Source organism: Hwangdonia lutea, assembly GCF_032814565.1.
Taxonomy (GTDB): domain Bacteria; phylum Bacteroidota; class Bacteroidia; order Flavobacteriales; family Flavobacteriaceae; genus Hwangdonia; species Hwangdonia lutea.
The window spans coordinates 1,101,976-1,117,551 of record NZ_CP136521.1 but is presented as its reverse complement, the minus strand read 5'-3'; the positions used below and the strand labels follow the sequence as shown (position 1 = coordinate 1,117,551).

The following is a 15,576-nucleotide window of genomic DNA, read 5'->3' as shown; positions in this document are numbered from 1 at the left end:
CAAAAGTTATTATGCAATTTCACATGAATATGTGATTGACATTGTGGTGATTACATGATAACTTGCTGAAACAAACTACAAGTTAATTTAATACACCAACTAAATAAAGCGTTATGAAACATATTTTAATCACAGGTTGCAGTTCGGGCTTTGGACTTATGGCTGCAAAACATTTAGCTAAAAAAGGGCATCACGTTTATGCGTCAATGCGTAATGTAAACGGAAAGAATGCGGATAAAGCTTTAGAGCTATCAGATTATTCCAATTCAAATAACCTTAACATAGACGTGGTAGAAATTGATGTTACCTCAGATGAAAGTGTAAACAAAGCAGTCTCTCAATTAGGTAAAGTGGATGTGCTCATTAACAACGCAGGTCGCGGCTATGGCGGCCCCATTGAATCATTTTCTTCAAAACAGTTTATGGATCAATTGGATTTGAATATCGTGGGCACATTTAGAGTTGCCAAGGCGGTTTTGCCTAAAATGCGCGCACAAAATGATGGACTCATTATCCAAATAAGTTCTATTGCCGGTCGTTGCTGTTCGCCCGGTTCTGGTGTTTACCATGCCAGTAAATGGGGGTTGGAAGGCTTGAGCGAATCCATGCGTTACGAATTGGCGCCTTTGGGCATTGATGTGGTTATGGTACAGCCAGGGCCTTTTGCTACCGATTTTTTCAATACGGTTATTCCTTCCGAAAATGAAGACATTGCTAAGGCGTACCAGCATGTTGCGGAGTTTAGTGAAGGTTTTGGCAGTCAAGTTCAAGCAGCTTTCGAGGACAGCAACGCGCCAACCGACCCGATGCATGTGGTACAGGCTTTTGATGATTTAATCGAAATGCCACATGGCAGCCGACCAATTCGCACAATGGTTGGATTGGATTTTGGTCTACAAGCCATTAACGAGGTTACCGAACCAATTAGGCAAAACCTTTTAGAGGTTTTCGAGATTACCGATTGGGATGGCCCAAAACGAATGTAGAATTAAACTAAAAAGAAAACAGAAATATAATTTTTAACCAATCATTAATTTAAAACCAATCACAATGAAAAAAGTAGTTTTAATGCTCATTTTTATGGGCTCAATTTTCGCATTTTCCCAAAAAAAGAACGGAACGGTTTATATAGAGCATCCTGCAATCGATGTTGTTGAAGCCTACACAAAGGCTTTTGTAAGCGGTGATACCACAAAAATAGCTAGTTTGTTAACCGATGATTTTAAATCCTATAACGGGCTCTCTACCAATCCAAACGCCAAAGGCAGAGACAAAGCTTCTTTTATTAAAGGGGCCATTCGTTGGTCGCAGGAATTGGATTATTTTTCCATCGGCGATTTCCAGGGGGCTTATCCAGATGCTATCGAATACAAAAAAGATAATAAAGACGAGGTGGTGTGGGTGCAAACTTGGGATTTGCTTAAAGGCGTTCATAAAAAGACCGGAGTGAAATTTTCCTCACCCGTGCACCGGCTTTTTGTAGTGACTAAAGACACGAAAATTAAAATGCTTATCAATTATTTTAACGAAGGTATTTTTAATGAATTAAGACAAAGTTTCTCTGACAGAACCAATGGTACAATTTATAACCATCACGATAATATCAATACCGTTCGCAAAGTGGTTTATGCTTTTGAAAATTCGGATTTGGAAAAAGCTTTAGGGTTTTTTAGTGATGATGCCCAATTTTTTAATATCAATGAAGATTTTGATAAACCAGACACCATGGAAGCTATAAAAGGAAAGCGTCAGGGATTCCTTGATAGTTTTGAAGTCAAGAACATAGAAATGATGGGATATCCAGATTATTTAGAATACGAAATGGGCAACGGCAGGTCTGTGCTGTCTTGGTGGGATTTCCATTTGACCAGAAAATCAGATAAAAAAGAAATAAAACTCACCGTACACATGAGTCATGATTTTGATAAAGATGGCGTCATCATTTCAGAGACCCTGTATTACAACAAAGGCTTATTGGAAAATTAACAATCATGCGGTGCGGTGATATATTTCCCTGCACTGTTCAATTATTTAGATATAATCCAAACCTTTTAAATTGAATAAAAACTCCATCAAAAAATATAAATAGCATGTTAAATAAAGTAACAACAAAAATGCTGATAGGAATTCTACTGATAATTACAGTGGCGGGCTGTAATGAAAAATTAAAAGAAGAATCTATTGAAGAAAATTCAGAACTAGTTGAGCATAAAACAAAAGCTGAAACCCATGAATACTATATGTTGCGACCGGAAGTTGAAAAAGCCTATGGTTATTCGCACGCCGTTAAAATCGGGAACTCCATTAAAATCTCCGGTGCGGTAAGTATGGATGATGAGGGCAACCCAACCGCCATTGACAATTTAGAGCAGCAAATGAAAAACTGTTATGCAGATTTAGAAAAAATCTTAAAGCATTATGGCTGCACGTTTAACGATGTGGTGGTAGAAAATATTTTTACCACAAACATGCCCGAATTTTTAAAAGTTGCAGGTTATCGAGCAGAAATTTATAAAAACCAATTCCCTACAGGGTCTTGGCTTGGTGTAAAGGAATTGGCCATTCCAGAGTTTCTTATCGAAATAGAAATGGAGGTACACAAAGCCAATTAGTATATTAACTTAAAACAATAATCGTGAAAAGCAATCAAAATATTCAAGTTATCGACAAATTATATAGTGCCTTCGCAACAGGCGATATGCCCAATGTTCTCGGAGCCATGCATCCTGAAATTATATGGAATGAAGCCGAAAGCAATAGGCTGGCAGATGGTAATCCCTATATTGGTCCGGATGCTATTTTAAATGGTGTGTTTGCGCGCATAGGTGATATGTACGAATCATTTGCCTTAAAAAACATAGAGCTTCACGAGATGATGCATAATAAAGTGCTCGCCACTTTACGCTATCATTTTAAAGTGAAATCAACGGCTAAAGAAGCAGATGTCCAAGTCGCTCATTTGTGGACACTTAATGACGACGGTAAAATAGTTGGCTTTCAGCAATATGTAGATACTAAAAAGTTGGCTGAAGCCGAGATCGAATAGTGTTGTTAAACAATTTTTTAGCAAAACCAATACTATTTATAAATGTTTTGAAATATATACTTGTTGTTTAGAGTTAGTCCTTCAAAAAACAATCTTTTAAAGCATCTTATTCATGAAAACCAGAGGATTAATAAACTCTGGTTTTTTTATGTTTAATTCTTAAAAAAATATTCAGAAATTCTAAAGGTGAGTAATCATAAAGTTATCATAAAAGCATAATAAAAATAAGGGTTTATACGTAAATTGCGCCTTTTTATAAAACAGCCTTTTATTAAAGCATGGGCATACGTTTTTAGTATAGGCCAATATGAGAAATCTTGAAAATTTCGGTAATATTGTAAAAAATAATTAAGAACAGAAAATTTTAGTTGTTTGTTCAAAAAATTAATGGATAGGACAAAAGCTTATTAGATTTTTTTTAAAGCCATTAATACAACAAGTTAAAAAACCGATTTTAAATCGTAATCAAAATCAAATGAAAAAAACAATCATAATTCTGCTGTTAACTCTTGGTTTTAATGGGTTTTCGCAAGTGTTCGACCCGGTTAAATGGAGCACATCCGTTGAAAAACTGTCGGATACCGAATACTTGTTAATCACCGATGCCATCATAGAAAGCGGTTGGCACCTATACTCGCAAAACGTACCGGAAGACGGTCCGATTCCAACCACGTTTGGTTTTGAGCCCAACGCAGGTTACGAGTTGATTGGCAAAGTGGCCGAAGATGAAGGGCACACGGTAAACGATCCGGTTTTTAACATGCGCATAAAGTTTTTCGACAATAAAGCGGAATTTAGGCAACGCATCAAAGTATTAAACCAAGAGCTGTCCATTGTTAAAGGCGAAGTAGAGTTCATGGTTTGCGACGACACACGCTGTTTGCCACCGAATTACGTGGATTTGGAATTTAACCTTTCAGAAGCCGCCGAAGCCAAAACGGTAACGACAACGGAATCCGCATCTACGGAATCCGCAACAACGGAACCAACGGTAAATTTCCAGGAGCCCGAAAAAGAACCGGTAACCCCAGCCGTTAAGCAAGTAAAAAAAGACAATAAAAAACAAGAAACAAGAGGTCTGTGGGCCATTTTCATCATTGCCTTTCTATCGGGGTTTGCAGCGTTGTTAACACCCTGCGTGTTCCCGATGATTCCCATGACGGTGAGCTTCTTTACCAAACAAAGCAAAACCAAGGCCAAAGGCGTGAAAAACGCCATTGTATACGGCATTAGTATTATCGCCATTTATCTTATTTTGGGCATTGCCGTTACCGCCATTTTTGGTGCCGATGCCTTAAACGCCATGGCAACAAACGTTTGGTTCAACCTTATTTTCTTTTTACTGTTAATCGTGTTTGCGCTGTCCTTTTTGGGCGCTTTCGAAATTGTTTTGCCGAGTAAATGGGTTAACAATGTCGATAAACAAGCCGATAGGGGCGGTTTAATAGGCATCTTTTTTATGGCACTGGCATTGGCGCTGGTCTCGTTTTCCTGTACAGGGCCCATTGTGGGCACACTGTTGGTCGAGGCCGCCTCAAAAGGGGGCATTGCCCCAATCGTGGGCATGTTGGGCTTTTCGTTGGCCATAGCCTTGCCATTTGGATTGTTTGCGGCATTCCCGGGCTGGTTAAACTCATTGCCAAAATCCGGTGGTTGGTTAAATACCGTAAAAGTGGTTTTGGGCTTTTTAGAATTGGCCTTGGCCTTTAAGTTTTTGTCGCAGGCCGATTTGGTTTTGCAGCTTCATATTTTAGAAAGGGAAGTGTTTATCGCCATTTGGATTGCCGTTTTCGGAACCTTAGCATTGTATCTTTTCGGAAAAATCAGATTACCGCACGATTCACCGTTGACCCATATTTCCGTGGGGCGGTTGAGCTTGGGGCTCATCGTGCTCACGTTTACCATTTACATGATTCCGGGGCTTTGGGGCGCACCATTGAATCTGATCAGTGCATTTCCGCCGCCATTGGATTATGCCGAATCGCCCTATGGCGTTGGGAATTCAAAAGTAGGTGGTGGTGTCATTTCCAACGAAAATAAAGATCTGCCAGAAGGTGCGCACTTATTGGCACCGCATCAAATTCTGGCCTTTAACGATTACGACAAGGGTTTGGCCTATGCCAAAAAAGTAAACAAACCAGTGATGCTGGATTTTACGGGTTGGGCCTGTGTAAACTGCCGTAAAATGGAACAGAATGTTTGGGTAAACGATCAAGTGCTCAATGTGCTTAAAAACGAGGTTGTACTGATTTCGCTGTATGTCGATGATAAACGGAAGTTGCCGGAGGACGAGGTGATCGAATCTGAATTGAGGCCCGGAAAAAAACTAAAATACATAGGGCAAAAATGGAGCGAGTTCCAAACCATAAAATTCAAGACCAATACCCAACCGTTTTATGTGCTGATGGGGCATGATGAACAAAACCTAAACGACCCTGTGGGCTATATGCCCGATGCCGACGAATATTACAATTGGATGAAGGCAGGGTTGAACAATTTTAAATAGCCCGTCGCGGAAAGTTTTAGTGTTAATGTGAGGGCTGTTTAACAATGAGCCACTTTAGGGAAACCTGGAGTGGCTTTTTTATGAAAGTATTGCTGCAAGGGCACTTAATTCAATTTGTCGGCTTGGGGTTGTTTTAATCCGTATTGAATTTCGAGGTTAATTTCAACATTTTTTCACTTAAGGAAAACAACCAATACATCTGTTCCCAAATTAAGTGTGCTTCCTTGTGCGCACGTACGTTATCTGTTTTGGAAATGGCTTCATTTGTAAGCTGATCTATGGAGAATTTAAGCTTTTCAGATTGATTTTCTAACTCGGAAAGATCGGATTTTGTTTTTGATACTTCAAAATCTATAGTTTTTAATTGCCTACAAACCGTGTCGAGGTTGTCTTGGATTTTTTCTGAAATTATTTTGAATTCTTTTGAGGCTTCCGTGGTTTTATGATTTTGAATATATGAACTCAACGATGCCAATGACGCTAAAAAATTATGGTTAATTTCAACGAGTTCATAAATGTCGTCCATATGGTTTTGCTTCGATTCCGGCTCTTGTGCCATACGCTGAAATGCCGAACTTAAATTAGACATTTGTACAAATGCTTTTTTCCGGTTTACTTTTAAGCTTGTTGGTACTTTTCCTTTTTGTTGGTAATAACTGCTAATCGATTTAAAAAAAGCGGTGTTCGCATTTAAACCATCTTTTATATTATCGCCAATTTCCATAAACGACCACGCAGGCCAAAGCCAACGCATTGTCATGTACGAAAGAGCCGCACCAATTATAGTGTCTATAACCCTAAACTGAATAACCTTTAAAATATCAGGCTGTATAATGGCGTAAATAAAAATAACACTTAGCGTAATAAACGTTGCAGAAGCCTTGTAATTTTTCTGAATCATTGAAAACGCAATGACCAAAGTGAGCACACCCAAGGCGCCATAAACATAGGTGTTGTGAATTAAAAACACAATACCGCTAGCTATAACGGCACCAATTAATGTGCCGATAACGCGGTCTTTGGAGCGCGTTTTTGTAAGGCCGTAACTGGGGCGCATTATTACAATTATGGTTAATATAATCCAATACGGGTTTTGTAAATCGAAGTACAGGCCAATGCCATAACCCAACATTACCGTTACTGCCAAACGTAGGGAATGTTTAAAAATAGTGGACTTAAAACCTAGGTTTCTTAAGATTAGTTTTGGATCATAATCCTGCGCATGTATAAAACGATTGAGATAATCCTTGGTCATTAAATCATCTGAAGTTAATTCAGGCTTGCCCAACAACCATTTTATTTTTTTGAGCTTTTCGAATTGCTTTTTTTGGTAATCCAAGAAATTCTGAAGCATCAAATACCGTTCGTAGGCTTCTGGATCCTTTTCATTTTTAAGCTTTAAAATATCGTTTTCAATTTTTTTAAAAGCTTCATTAAGAATTTTATTTGATGGGAATTTTTTTGAATTGTTAATATGGACTGCAATGCTGCGTAATTGCGATGAAAATTCAGTTATCAGCATCTGAAAATGAGTTTTAAACTCTGGATGGATTTTTAAAAGTGCATCCATTTTGCTGTAATTTACAGGGTTTGCAATAGCCGTTTCCAACAATTCTACCAATTGGGTAAAAACCAATAATCGTTTGCCGTGATAAAAGGATTTGCCCGAACTTTTACGGTAAGAAATTAAAACTTCCCTTAATGTATCATGGTGTTCGGTTAGTTCAACCTTTAAGGCCATGAGTTTTGTTTGCAGGGCATCTCTGGTTTGTTGTTCGCCGAAAAGCTGATTTCTGGTATCTAAAAAATCGGCTGTTAATAAAAAGGTATCGTTTAGGGTTTCTTCAGTATACGCTTTAGGATTAAAGTAAAACCAAATGGTTGATAACAATAAATACCACAGACCTCCAGCGCCAATCCAAAGGGCGTATTGATAGACTTCTAAATTTTCTGACGTATGCGCAAAACTCAGCACTAATGCCAACAATCCTGAAAAGCTTATCATTGAAGCTCTAAATCCATATATGGAAATAAAGGCAATGCTAAATGTGAGTAGACCTAAAACAGGAAATAGCAAATAATTTGAAATATCGAGATAACCACCAATAAAACTGATGATTACAACTAAAAAGGTGGAAAAAAGAATACCAACCTGCTTATGTTTTAAATTTCCGGCAACATCACTTGGTGAGCACCAAAAGGCACCAAAACAAATAGCAAGTCCAATTTCAAAATAATTGGTAACAAGACCAATAACTATGGGTAAACTTATGGCAACACCAACTAAAACAGCTTTCGAAAAACTAGTGCTTTTTAAAAACTCTACTAATTCTGTGGTGTTATTTGTTATAAAATTTGAAATTGGAGTCAAGATTTATAATTTGCCATAAAGATACTGTTTGAAAAAATAATACGGTTTTTAACATAAAACCATGTTGTTAGCGATTGCACATCTATATTATGGATTCTCTTCGTTCTATTATTTCATAATACGTGTAAGATGGAAAAATCGTTTATAGTAATCGGGAATTGTTTTTATGTCTATTAAACAGCCTTCTTGCATAGGCGGATAAATTTCATCATAAGTCTGTACCGTGTACAAGCCAACTCTTTTACTAATATGCTCTCTTGACAATTCGCTAGGATCGTTAAGACCAGCTGCTGCAACAAGCTCTAAAAAACTTTGTATGGTGGCCTTGTGGTATCTATGTGCCCGTGGTGCCTTATCATCAACTACCAATCCTTTTACTAAAGAAGGGTTTTGGGTTGCAACGCCAACAGGACAAGTATTGTTGTTGCACTGCAGCGCTTGAATACACCCAATGGAAAGCATCATGGCACGGGCACTGTTACAACCATCGGCACCTAAAGCTATGGCTCTTGCCATGTGGAACCCTGTAATAATTTTTCCGGCAACAATAACTTTTATTTCCTTTCGCAGTCCAAAACCAACCAAGGTATCATGCACAAAAATCAATCCTTCACGCAAAGGCATTCCCATGGAATTTGAAAACTCAACAGGAGCTGCACCGGTACCGCCTTCACCACCATCAACGGTAATAAAATCGGGAAGTATGCCGGTATAAATCATGGCTTCGCAAAAATCCATAAACTCTTGTTTTCTACCAACGCATAATTTAAAACCTACAGGTTTGCCGTCGGATAAATCACGAAGCTTTTTTATAAAATGCATGAATTGAATAGGGTCTGAAAAAGCGGAATGCGATGGTGGAGAGTGTACTGCTATGCCCGGTTTAATATGCCTGATTCGAGCAATTTCTTCGGTGTTCTTAATAGCGGGTAAAATACCCCCATGTCCCGGTTTTGCACCTTGAGACAGTTTTATCTCAATCATTTTTACTTGCGGACGTAAGGCGTTTTCTCTAAACGTAACTTCGTTAAACGACCCATCGTCTTTTCGGCACCCAAAATATCCTGTTCCAATCTGCCATATAAGATCACCTCCATATTTTAAATGATAGTCGCTTATGGCGCCTTCGCCGGTGTTATGTGCAAAATTACCCATTTTAGCGCCTTTGTTTAGGGCTAGAATAGCATTATTGCTCAGTGAACCGAAACTCATTGCCGAAATATTTAGCAAACTGGAAGAGTACGGCTGTTTGCAATCTTTACCTCCAATAATTAAACGGGGGAATTCGCCAATATCTTTCGGGTTGTTTTTTGCATACATCGAATGTTCTAACCACTCATAACCAGAATGGTATATATTTAACTGTGTGCCAAAAGGTTCGGTGTCATTCGCACCCTTTGCCCTGCGGTAAATTAAAGACCTTAGTATACGGTTTAATGGGCGCCCTTCGGTATCGGTTTCCACAAAGTATTGCATGATTTCTGGTCGAATGGACTCCAATACATATCTAAAGCGGCCGATAAGCGGAAAGTTTCGCCTTATGGTGTGTTTTTTTTGGAATATATCAAAAACACCCATAATAATAAGTGGTGCAACCAATAGTAGTATCCACAAAATTGGCAGCCAAAACACGGCTATAACGCCTATAATTACAACAACCGTAGTTGAAATTAAAATAAACTTTTCACGAACTTTCATGCCATATAGTTATTTAACATTCTTAAAGTAACAAATATAAGTTTAGTTAATAGAATCTCAAATTAAAAGATAGGTGTTTGGCTCTTTTTTTATGATAATGCTGCTTATTGTTTTTAAATATATCAAAATTTTATAGTCGTTTCATTTTTTATATGATAAATTTAACTGGTTTTTATTGTGAAAAACACATCTAAATCAAGAAAGAGTTAGCGCATAATTTAAGAAGCTAATTTGCAATTATTAGTAAAACCCAATCATAAAATAAAGAAATTACATTAACTTTAGAATAATAACTTCAGTTAAAAAAGGATGCGCTAAAAAGCTGAAAAACAAATTTTAACAATAATTTAATACTATTTAGTTCGTAATGTGCCGAACTAAACGTATATTTGTGTAGGATCAATGAACTATAAAAATATAAATATGAAAACGAAATTAACAACTGTCGCACTTTTGGCTGTAACCATATTAAGTTGTAATAATGGAAAAAAATCAAATTCTGAAAATCCAGAAAAAGCGACCGATGCAACAAACACCATTGAAAACGTATCAATTGAAAACATTAAATGGGTTATCACTACGCTAGAAGGTGATGCTATAAACAACCCAGAATCAAATGGGGAAGAAATCTATTTTATTTTGGATTCTGAAACCAATCGTGTTAATGGCTATTCTGGTTGTAATACCTTTATGGGAACTTATACCATTGAAAAGGGAAACCGGATTTCGTTTTCACAATTGGCATCCACACGAAAGATGTGCCCAGATTCAAAAATCAACGAATCACAAATCCTAAGCATTTTTGATACGGCGGATAATTTTACTATTTCCGGAAATAAATTGGCATTGAATAAAGCTAAAAGAGCGCCTTTGGCAGAGTTTAAAAAAGCAGAATCGACTAACGAGCCCATTGTTGAAAAATACTGGAAAATAAAAACCTTGGATGGAAAAGAGGTAACGCTGGCAGAAAACCAAGAGCGCGAAATATTCTTCACCTTAAAAACTCAAGACAATAAAGTTACGGGATTTGCAGGTTGTAATACCGTTAGCGGTGAATATACTTTGGAAAAAGGCAATAGAATTCGCTTTAAAAACATGGCAACAACCTTAAAAGCATGTCCAGATGTTGCAGTAAACGAAGCCGAATTTTTAAAGATTTTTGAGCTTGCGGATAATTACACCGTTAATAATGATGTATTATCATTAAATGTAGGCAAAAGAGCGCCCTTAGCCGTTTTTGAAGCGGTTTATTTTAAATAAACACCATTTGCAACTTATATAATTAACCATTAAAAATATACAAAAATGAAAGTTCAAAAAAACCTAATAGTTATTACGGGAGGAGCAGGAGGCATAGGTCAAGTTTGTGCAAGAGCTTTTAAAAATCACCCACTGATTTTAACGGATTATTCACAAGAAAGATTGAATGAAACCGTAGAAAAATTATCAAAAGAAGGATTTAATGTTTCGGGAATAGCCTGCGACATTACATCTAAAAAAGATATTGAAAAGTTAACAGAATTCGTGGCCGATAAAGGTGCGTTAAAAGCGTTTATTCATACAGCTGGAGTTAGCGGAACTGTAAAAGATTTGCATAAAGTTTACACCATAGATTTGGTGGCAACAGAGCTTTTGGTAGATGCATTTTATAAACTTGCTGTAAAAGATTCTGTCGCTATATTATTATCGTCTATGATGGCACATACAGTTCCTGCAAATAAGGATTATGATGAGGCGCTCGCAAATCCGCAAGCACCAGAATCTTTTGATACGGTTAGCGAATTTGTAAATAACAATTCCGATCTCATGTACAATTTTGCAAAACGAGGCGTGCAATTGCTAACCATTAAAAATGCCGATAAATGGGGAGAAAAAGGAGCGCGAATTGTATCTGTTTCACCAGGCGTTATTGAAACCCCAATGGCACTAAAGGCAGCAGAAGAGCATCCGGAACGCATGGAAATGATTAAACAAGCCACACCTTTAAAGCGCAACGGTCAGCCCGAAGATGTAGCAGAAGTCATCCGTTTTTTAGCCAGTGATGCGGCACGATTTATAAACAGTACAGATATTTTGGTAGATGGCGGTGTGATTCACAACATCAAAAAAATGAAATAAAAGCACTCGAATTAGAGTCAAATTATAAAAATAAATTAACATTAAAAATATTATATTATGGAAACAATGAAGGCAGCTCGCTGGCATGCAGCGAAAGATATTAGAGTAGAGGAAACCAATATACCAACCCCTAATGATAATCAGGTGAAAATTGAGGTGAAATTTGCGGGTATTTGTGGTTCAGATTTGCATGAATATAATCATGGTCCACAACTCATTCCCGGAGATAAACCATATCCATTAAACGGGCATCAAGGTGTTACTACGCTAGGGCACGAATTTTCAGGTGTTGTAGTTGAAACAGGAAAAAATGTTACACATGTTAAAAAAGGCGATCGCGTAACTGTAGAGCCTATTTTTAGAAATCCAGAAAGTCCGTTTGTACCCAAAGGAGAATATAACCTTTCAGAACCACTTGGTTTTGTTGGGCTTACAGCCAATGGCGCTTTTGCAAAATATGTGGTTGTAGAAGAGTATATGGCACACAAAATGCCAGACAACATGACTTTTGAGCAAGGTGCTATTGTGGAGCCAGCAGCAGTTGCAGCTTATGGTATACAGCAAAGTGGAATGAAAATGGGAGATATCGTTTTAGTTACGGGAGCTGGACCAATTGGGTTGCTTACACTGCAGGTCGCTATAGCAAGTGGTGCATCACAAGTATTTATTACCGATATTTCTGAAAGCAGATTAGCCAAAGCAAAAGAAATTGGAGCAACGCAAACTTTTGATGCCAGAGATAAAGACATTCCTGAAAAAATTAAGGCATTAACAGGAAACGGTGTTGATGTGTTTATAGATGCCGCAGGCGTTCAAGCGTCTTTCGATACGGGAGTGGCTAGCCTTCGAAATGGAGGAACGGCGGTATTAGTAGCGCTTTTTTCAAAAGATATTACTCACGATGCGCTCGATCAGGCTCTTAGGGAAATAACCATTAAAGGTATTATTGGTTATCGCAATATTTTTCCAGAAGTTATGGCTTTAATCAATAGCGGAAGATTACCGGTAGAAAAACTAATCACAAATGTTATATCTTTAGATGAGATTGTAGAGAAAGGTTTTGATGCCTTGATAAAAGATCCATCTGAAGTAAAAATATTAGTGGATATTAATAAGTAATAAAAACCCGTTGTGCATTTAGACAAAATTCTGTCAGTTCGAGTGTATTTTACGATTGGAATGAGTAAAATTTGTATCGAGAATAAGAATTTTAAATTGAAATTGATTCTCGATACAATTTTTCGTGCCTCAAAATCACTCGAATTGATATATTGATATTTTTTCCATTCAAAATGCACAACGAGTTAATAAAAATAAATTAACATTTAAAAATATTAAAATAATGACACAATTAAATTCAATCGGACTGGATGTGAAAAAATCAGAAGTCCTAGCAGATAAACTAAACGAACTTTTAGCAGATTATTCCATATTTTATCAAAATATAAGAGGCTATCATTGGAATATTAAAGGTGATAAATTCTTTGAATTGCACGATAAATTTCAAGAGCTTTATGAAAATCTATTCGTAAAAATTGATGAAGTCGCAGAGCGAATAAGAACATTAGGACATACACCTAACCATCAATTTTCAGTGTATCAAAAAGAAGCAAAAATAAAAGAAAGTAATGAGGTTTCTGATGGCGTAAAGGATGTAAAAGACACCCTTGAATCTTTAAAAATCATTATCACACTTCAGCGCGAAATTCTTGATTTATCAGCTGATGCCAATGATGAAGGTACCAATGCATTAATGAGTGATTATATTAGAGAACAAGAAAAGTTGGTGTGGATGTACTCGGCTTACCTTAAATAAAAATCAATAATTAACTTTAAAACTAAAAACTATGGAATATTCAGAAAATTTAACAGGCATTAAAATTAACGTTCAGGCCGTAGATATAACTATTGGTGATGAAGTAAAAGATACCATACGTAAATCGATTTCACGTCTTACCCGTTTTTATGATAGAATAGAATGGGCCGATGTTTATTTGGAAGATAAAAAAGAAAAAACAACGGAACAAAAGCAAGTAAGTATTCGGTTAGGCGTTCCAGGTAACGATCCCTTTGCTTCAGATTATGGCGATAACTTCCACGCGCTACTTACAAGTGTTGAAGAAAAATTACAAAGGCAATTAGAGAAGTTATAAGCTTTCCGGCTTGTGATACAGCACGTTTTATAGCCAGTACAAATATTTTGACGCATGCCGCTTTTATCCATTACTTTTTAAAAAAATGGCGTAAACAGGCATGCGCCGTAGCTGTAAAAAAATTATGCTACTTTTAAAAAAAAATATTCACGATTAAAAACAAACAACCATGAAAAACATAATCATACCCGTTGATTTTTCACAGCAAGCAGAATTTGCCCTACAAACGGGCGCCATTTTAGCAAAAAAACATAACGCAACACTGCATGTACTGCATATGTTGGAACTATCAGACTCTTTAATTTCGCTTTCAAATAGAGCTAACAATAATGAAATGTTATTTATGTTATCTCATGCCAAAAAGAGATTTGAGCCTTTTTTAGACAAGGATTACTTAAAAGACGTTAAAGTTGTGCCCGTAATTAAAAAACATAAGGTTTACAAAGAGGTAGATGCGGTGTCCAAAGAATTAAACGCCGATTTAATTATTATGGGGTCTCAAGGGCTCACGCTTCAAGATGGCATATTTGCTGGTTCTAATGCGGAGAAAATGGTGCGCAATAGTAGTGTGCCGGTTTTGGTAGTGAAAACCGAACCAAAAAATTTCAGCTTAGACCATGTGGTATTGGCAACGGATATGAGTACAGAAAGTGTAGAAGCCTATAAAAAAGCTGAAGACTTCTTTTCGAAACTAGGAAGCCATGTGGATCTCGTGTTTGTTAATAGGCCAAATACAGGGTTTGTAAGTACTAAAGTGTTTAATAAAAGAGCAAAAGCATTTGCCGAAGCAGGCGGTCCGCAAAAAGTAGAATTTATTGCTGGTTACACCATTGAAGATGGTATTATTCAATATGCCGACGATACCAACGCCGATGCCATTGCTGCAATTACCAATGCAAGAAGAGGATTGAATCACCTAATAAAAGGAAGTGTTTCTGAAGATCTTGCAAACCATTCAAGGCGTCCGGTTATAACTTTTAAACTTTAGTTATCCGTCTTTCTTTTCAACTGAAAACATAAATCATTAAAACTTTTAATTATGGAAACATCATTTTTAAAAACAATAAAAAGCACCATTAAGCACTGGTATATTCCTTTGCTTGTGGGCTTATTTTTTATTGCCGTAAGTATGGTGGTGTTTGCTTCGCCTGAAGGTTCACTGAGAGCACTATCGTTATTATTTGCTCTTTCATTTTTGTTAAGTGGGCTTTTCGAAGGTGTTTTTGCCCTGGCAAACAAAGATAGCTTAGACAATTGGGGGTGGTCGCTGGCATTTGGCATCATCACATTAATGGTAGGTGTATTATTATTGTTAAAACCTACCTTATCATTAACAACCCTGGCGTTTTATATTGGCTTTGTTATTCTCTTTCGGTCCATTTCAACCATTGGTTTTGCTATGGACGTTAGAAAATACGGCAGTAAAAATTGGGGTCGACTATTGATCTTGGGTGTAATTGGCGCAATTATATCTTTCATTCTTATTTGGAATCCGGTTTTCGCAGGTATGAGTATTGTCATATTAGTAGCTTTAAGCTTTTTATTTGCAGGGCTTTTTAATATCTTTTTTTCATTACAATTAAGAATATTGCACAAATCATCTAAAAGAATATCGGCAGAATTAGTTAAACGCTACGACGATTTAATGATAGAAATTCGAAGAGAATGGGATAATTAAAAAAAC

Annotated in this window: 14 protein-coding genes; 12 read left to right on the top strand and 2 right to left on the bottom strand. The window is 37.0% G+C overall.

What is annotated here, in order from left to right:
* Positions 1-113: 113 nt before the first annotated feature.
* The 5 genes from RNZ46_RS04790 to RNZ46_RS04770 all read left to right on the top strand — a co-directional run bounded on the left by RNZ46_RS04790 (position 114) and on the right by RNZ46_RS04770 (position 5,552).
* On the top strand, positions 114-986 hold the full coding sequence (locus RNZ46_RS04790) for an SDR family oxidoreductase (RefSeq protein WP_316984240.1): 873 nt from the start codon (positions 114-116) through the stop codon (positions 984-986).
* A 64-nt stretch (positions 987-1,050) separates the two neighbouring features.
* Positions 1,051-1,986 carry a nuclear transport factor 2-like protein gene (locus RNZ46_RS04785; protein WP_316984239.1) on the top strand — a complete coding sequence of 312 codons (936 nt, stop codon included), beginning with the start codon at positions 1,051-1,053 and terminating at the stop codon, positions 1,984-1,986.
* Between the two features lie 104 nt (positions 1,987-2,090).
* Positions 2,091-2,612: a RidA family protein gene (locus RNZ46_RS04780; protein WP_316984238.1), complete on the top strand. Its 522-nt coding sequence runs from the start codon at positions 2,091-2,093 to the stop codon at positions 2,610-2,612.
* Between the two features lie 23 nt (positions 2,613-2,635).
* Positions 2,636-3,046, top strand: coding sequence for a nuclear transport factor 2 family protein (locus RNZ46_RS04775; RefSeq protein ID WP_316984237.1), 411 nt, complete (start codon positions 2,636-2,638; stop codon positions 3,044-3,046).
* A gap of 475 nt (positions 3,047-3,521) precedes the next feature.
* Positions 3,522-5,552 carry a protein-disulfide reductase DsbD family protein gene (locus tag RNZ46_RS04770; RefSeq protein WP_316984236.1) on the top strand — a complete coding sequence of 677 codons (2,031 nt, stop codon included), beginning with the start codon at positions 3,522-3,524 and terminating at the stop codon, positions 5,550-5,552.
* A gap of 133 nt (positions 5,553-5,685) precedes the next feature.
* On the opposite strand, the gene RNZ46_RS04765 is transcribed toward RNZ46_RS04770, so the two are convergent.
* Both RNZ46_RS04765 and RNZ46_RS04760 read right to left on the bottom strand, forming a co-directional pair.
* Positions 5,686-7,923, bottom strand: a complete 2,238-nt coding sequence (locus RNZ46_RS04765) for an FUSC family protein (protein ID WP_316984235.1) — start codon at positions 7,921-7,923, stop codon at positions 5,686-5,688.
* Positions 7,924-8,031: 108 nt separating this feature from the next.
* Complete coding sequence (locus RNZ46_RS04760) at positions 8,032-9,621, bottom strand: FMN-binding glutamate synthase family protein (RefSeq protein WP_316984234.1); 1,590 nt, start codon at positions 9,619-9,621, stop codon at positions 8,032-8,034.
* Between the two features lie 423 nt (positions 9,622-10,044).
* Between RNZ46_RS04760 and RNZ46_RS04755 the strand changes: the two genes are divergently transcribed.
* The 7 genes from RNZ46_RS04755 (at position 10,045) to RNZ46_RS04725 (ending at position 15,570) form a co-directional block, all read left to right on the top strand.
* Positions 10,045-10,881, top strand: a complete 837-nt coding sequence (locus RNZ46_RS04755; protein ID WP_316984233.1) for an META domain-containing protein — start codon at positions 10,045-10,047, stop codon at positions 10,879-10,881.
* Between the two features lie 45 nt (positions 10,882-10,926).
* Complete coding sequence (locus RNZ46_RS04750) at positions 10,927-11,739, top strand: SDR family oxidoreductase (protein ID WP_316984232.1); 813 nt, start codon at positions 10,927-10,929, stop codon at positions 11,737-11,739.
* Between the two features lie 57 nt (positions 11,740-11,796).
* A complete protein-coding gene (locus tag RNZ46_RS04745) occupies positions 11,797-12,858 on the top strand; it encodes a 2,3-butanediol dehydrogenase (RefSeq protein WP_316984231.1) in 1,062 nt (353 codons plus the stop codon).
* 223 nt (positions 12,859-13,081) lie between these two features.
* On the top strand, positions 13,082-13,555 hold the full coding sequence (locus RNZ46_RS04740) for a Dps family protein (RefSeq protein WP_316984230.1): 474 nt from the start codon (positions 13,082-13,084) through the stop codon (positions 13,553-13,555).
* Positions 13,556-13,586: 31 nt separating this feature from the next.
* Complete coding sequence (hpf, locus tag RNZ46_RS04735; RefSeq protein ID WP_316984229.1) at positions 13,587-13,892, top strand: ribosome hibernation-promoting factor, HPF/YfiA family; 306 nt, start codon at positions 13,587-13,589, stop codon at positions 13,890-13,892.
* Positions 13,893-14,061: 169 nt separating this feature from the next.
* Positions 14,062-14,880, top strand: a complete 819-nt coding sequence (locus RNZ46_RS04730) for a universal stress protein (protein WP_316984228.1) — start codon at positions 14,062-14,064, stop codon at positions 14,878-14,880.
* A 51-nt stretch (positions 14,881-14,931) separates the two neighbouring features.
* Positions 14,932-15,570: an HdeD family acid-resistance protein gene (locus RNZ46_RS04725; protein ID WP_316984227.1), complete on the top strand. Its 639-nt coding sequence runs from the start codon at positions 14,932-14,934 to the stop codon at positions 15,568-15,570.
* Positions 15,571-15,576: the final 6 nt, after the last annotated feature.

Bases quoted from the DNA above. Each gene is read 5' to 3' on its own strand.
- RNZ46_RS04725 (WP_316984227.1), top strand. From the start codon at position 14,932: ATGGAAACATCATTTTTAAAAACAATAAAAAGCACCATTAAGCACTGG.
- RNZ46_RS04785 (WP_316984239.1), top strand. From the start codon at position 1,051: ATGAAAAAAGTAGTTTTAATGCTCATTTTTATGGGCTCAATTTTCGCA.
- RNZ46_RS04745 (WP_316984231.1), top strand. From the start codon at position 11,797: ATGGAAACAATGAAGGCAGCTCGCTGGCATGCAGCGAAAGATATTAGA.
- RNZ46_RS04755 (WP_316984233.1), top strand. From the start codon at position 10,045: ATGAAAACGAAATTAACAACTGTCGCACTTTTGGCTGTAACCATATTA.
- RNZ46_RS04790 (WP_316984240.1), top strand. From the start codon at position 114: ATGAAACATATTTTAATCACAGGTTGCAGTTCGGGCTTTGGACTTATG.
- RNZ46_RS04760 (WP_316984234.1), bottom strand. From the start codon at position 9,621: ATGAAAGTTCGTGAAAAGTTTATTTTAATTTCAACTACGGTTGTTGTA.
- hpf (WP_316984229.1), top strand. From the start codon at position 13,587: ATGGAATATTCAGAAAATTTAACAGGCATTAAAATTAACGTTCAGGCC.
- RNZ46_RS04740 (WP_316984230.1), top strand. From the start codon at position 13,082: ATGACACAATTAAATTCAATCGGACTGGATGTGAAAAAATCAGAAGTC.
- RNZ46_RS04750 (WP_316984232.1), top strand. From the start codon at position 10,927: ATGAAAGTTCAAAAAAACCTAATAGTTATTACGGGAGGAGCAGGAGGC.
- RNZ46_RS04730 (WP_316984228.1), top strand. From the start codon at position 14,062: ATGAAAAACATAATCATACCCGTTGATTTTTCACAGCAAGCAGAATTT.
- RNZ46_RS04780 (WP_316984238.1), top strand. From the start codon at position 2,091: ATGTTAAATAAAGTAACAACAAAAATGCTGATAGGAATTCTACTGATA.
- RNZ46_RS04770 (WP_316984236.1), top strand. From the start codon at position 3,522: ATGAAAAAAACAATCATAATTCTGCTGTTAACTCTTGGTTTTAATGGG.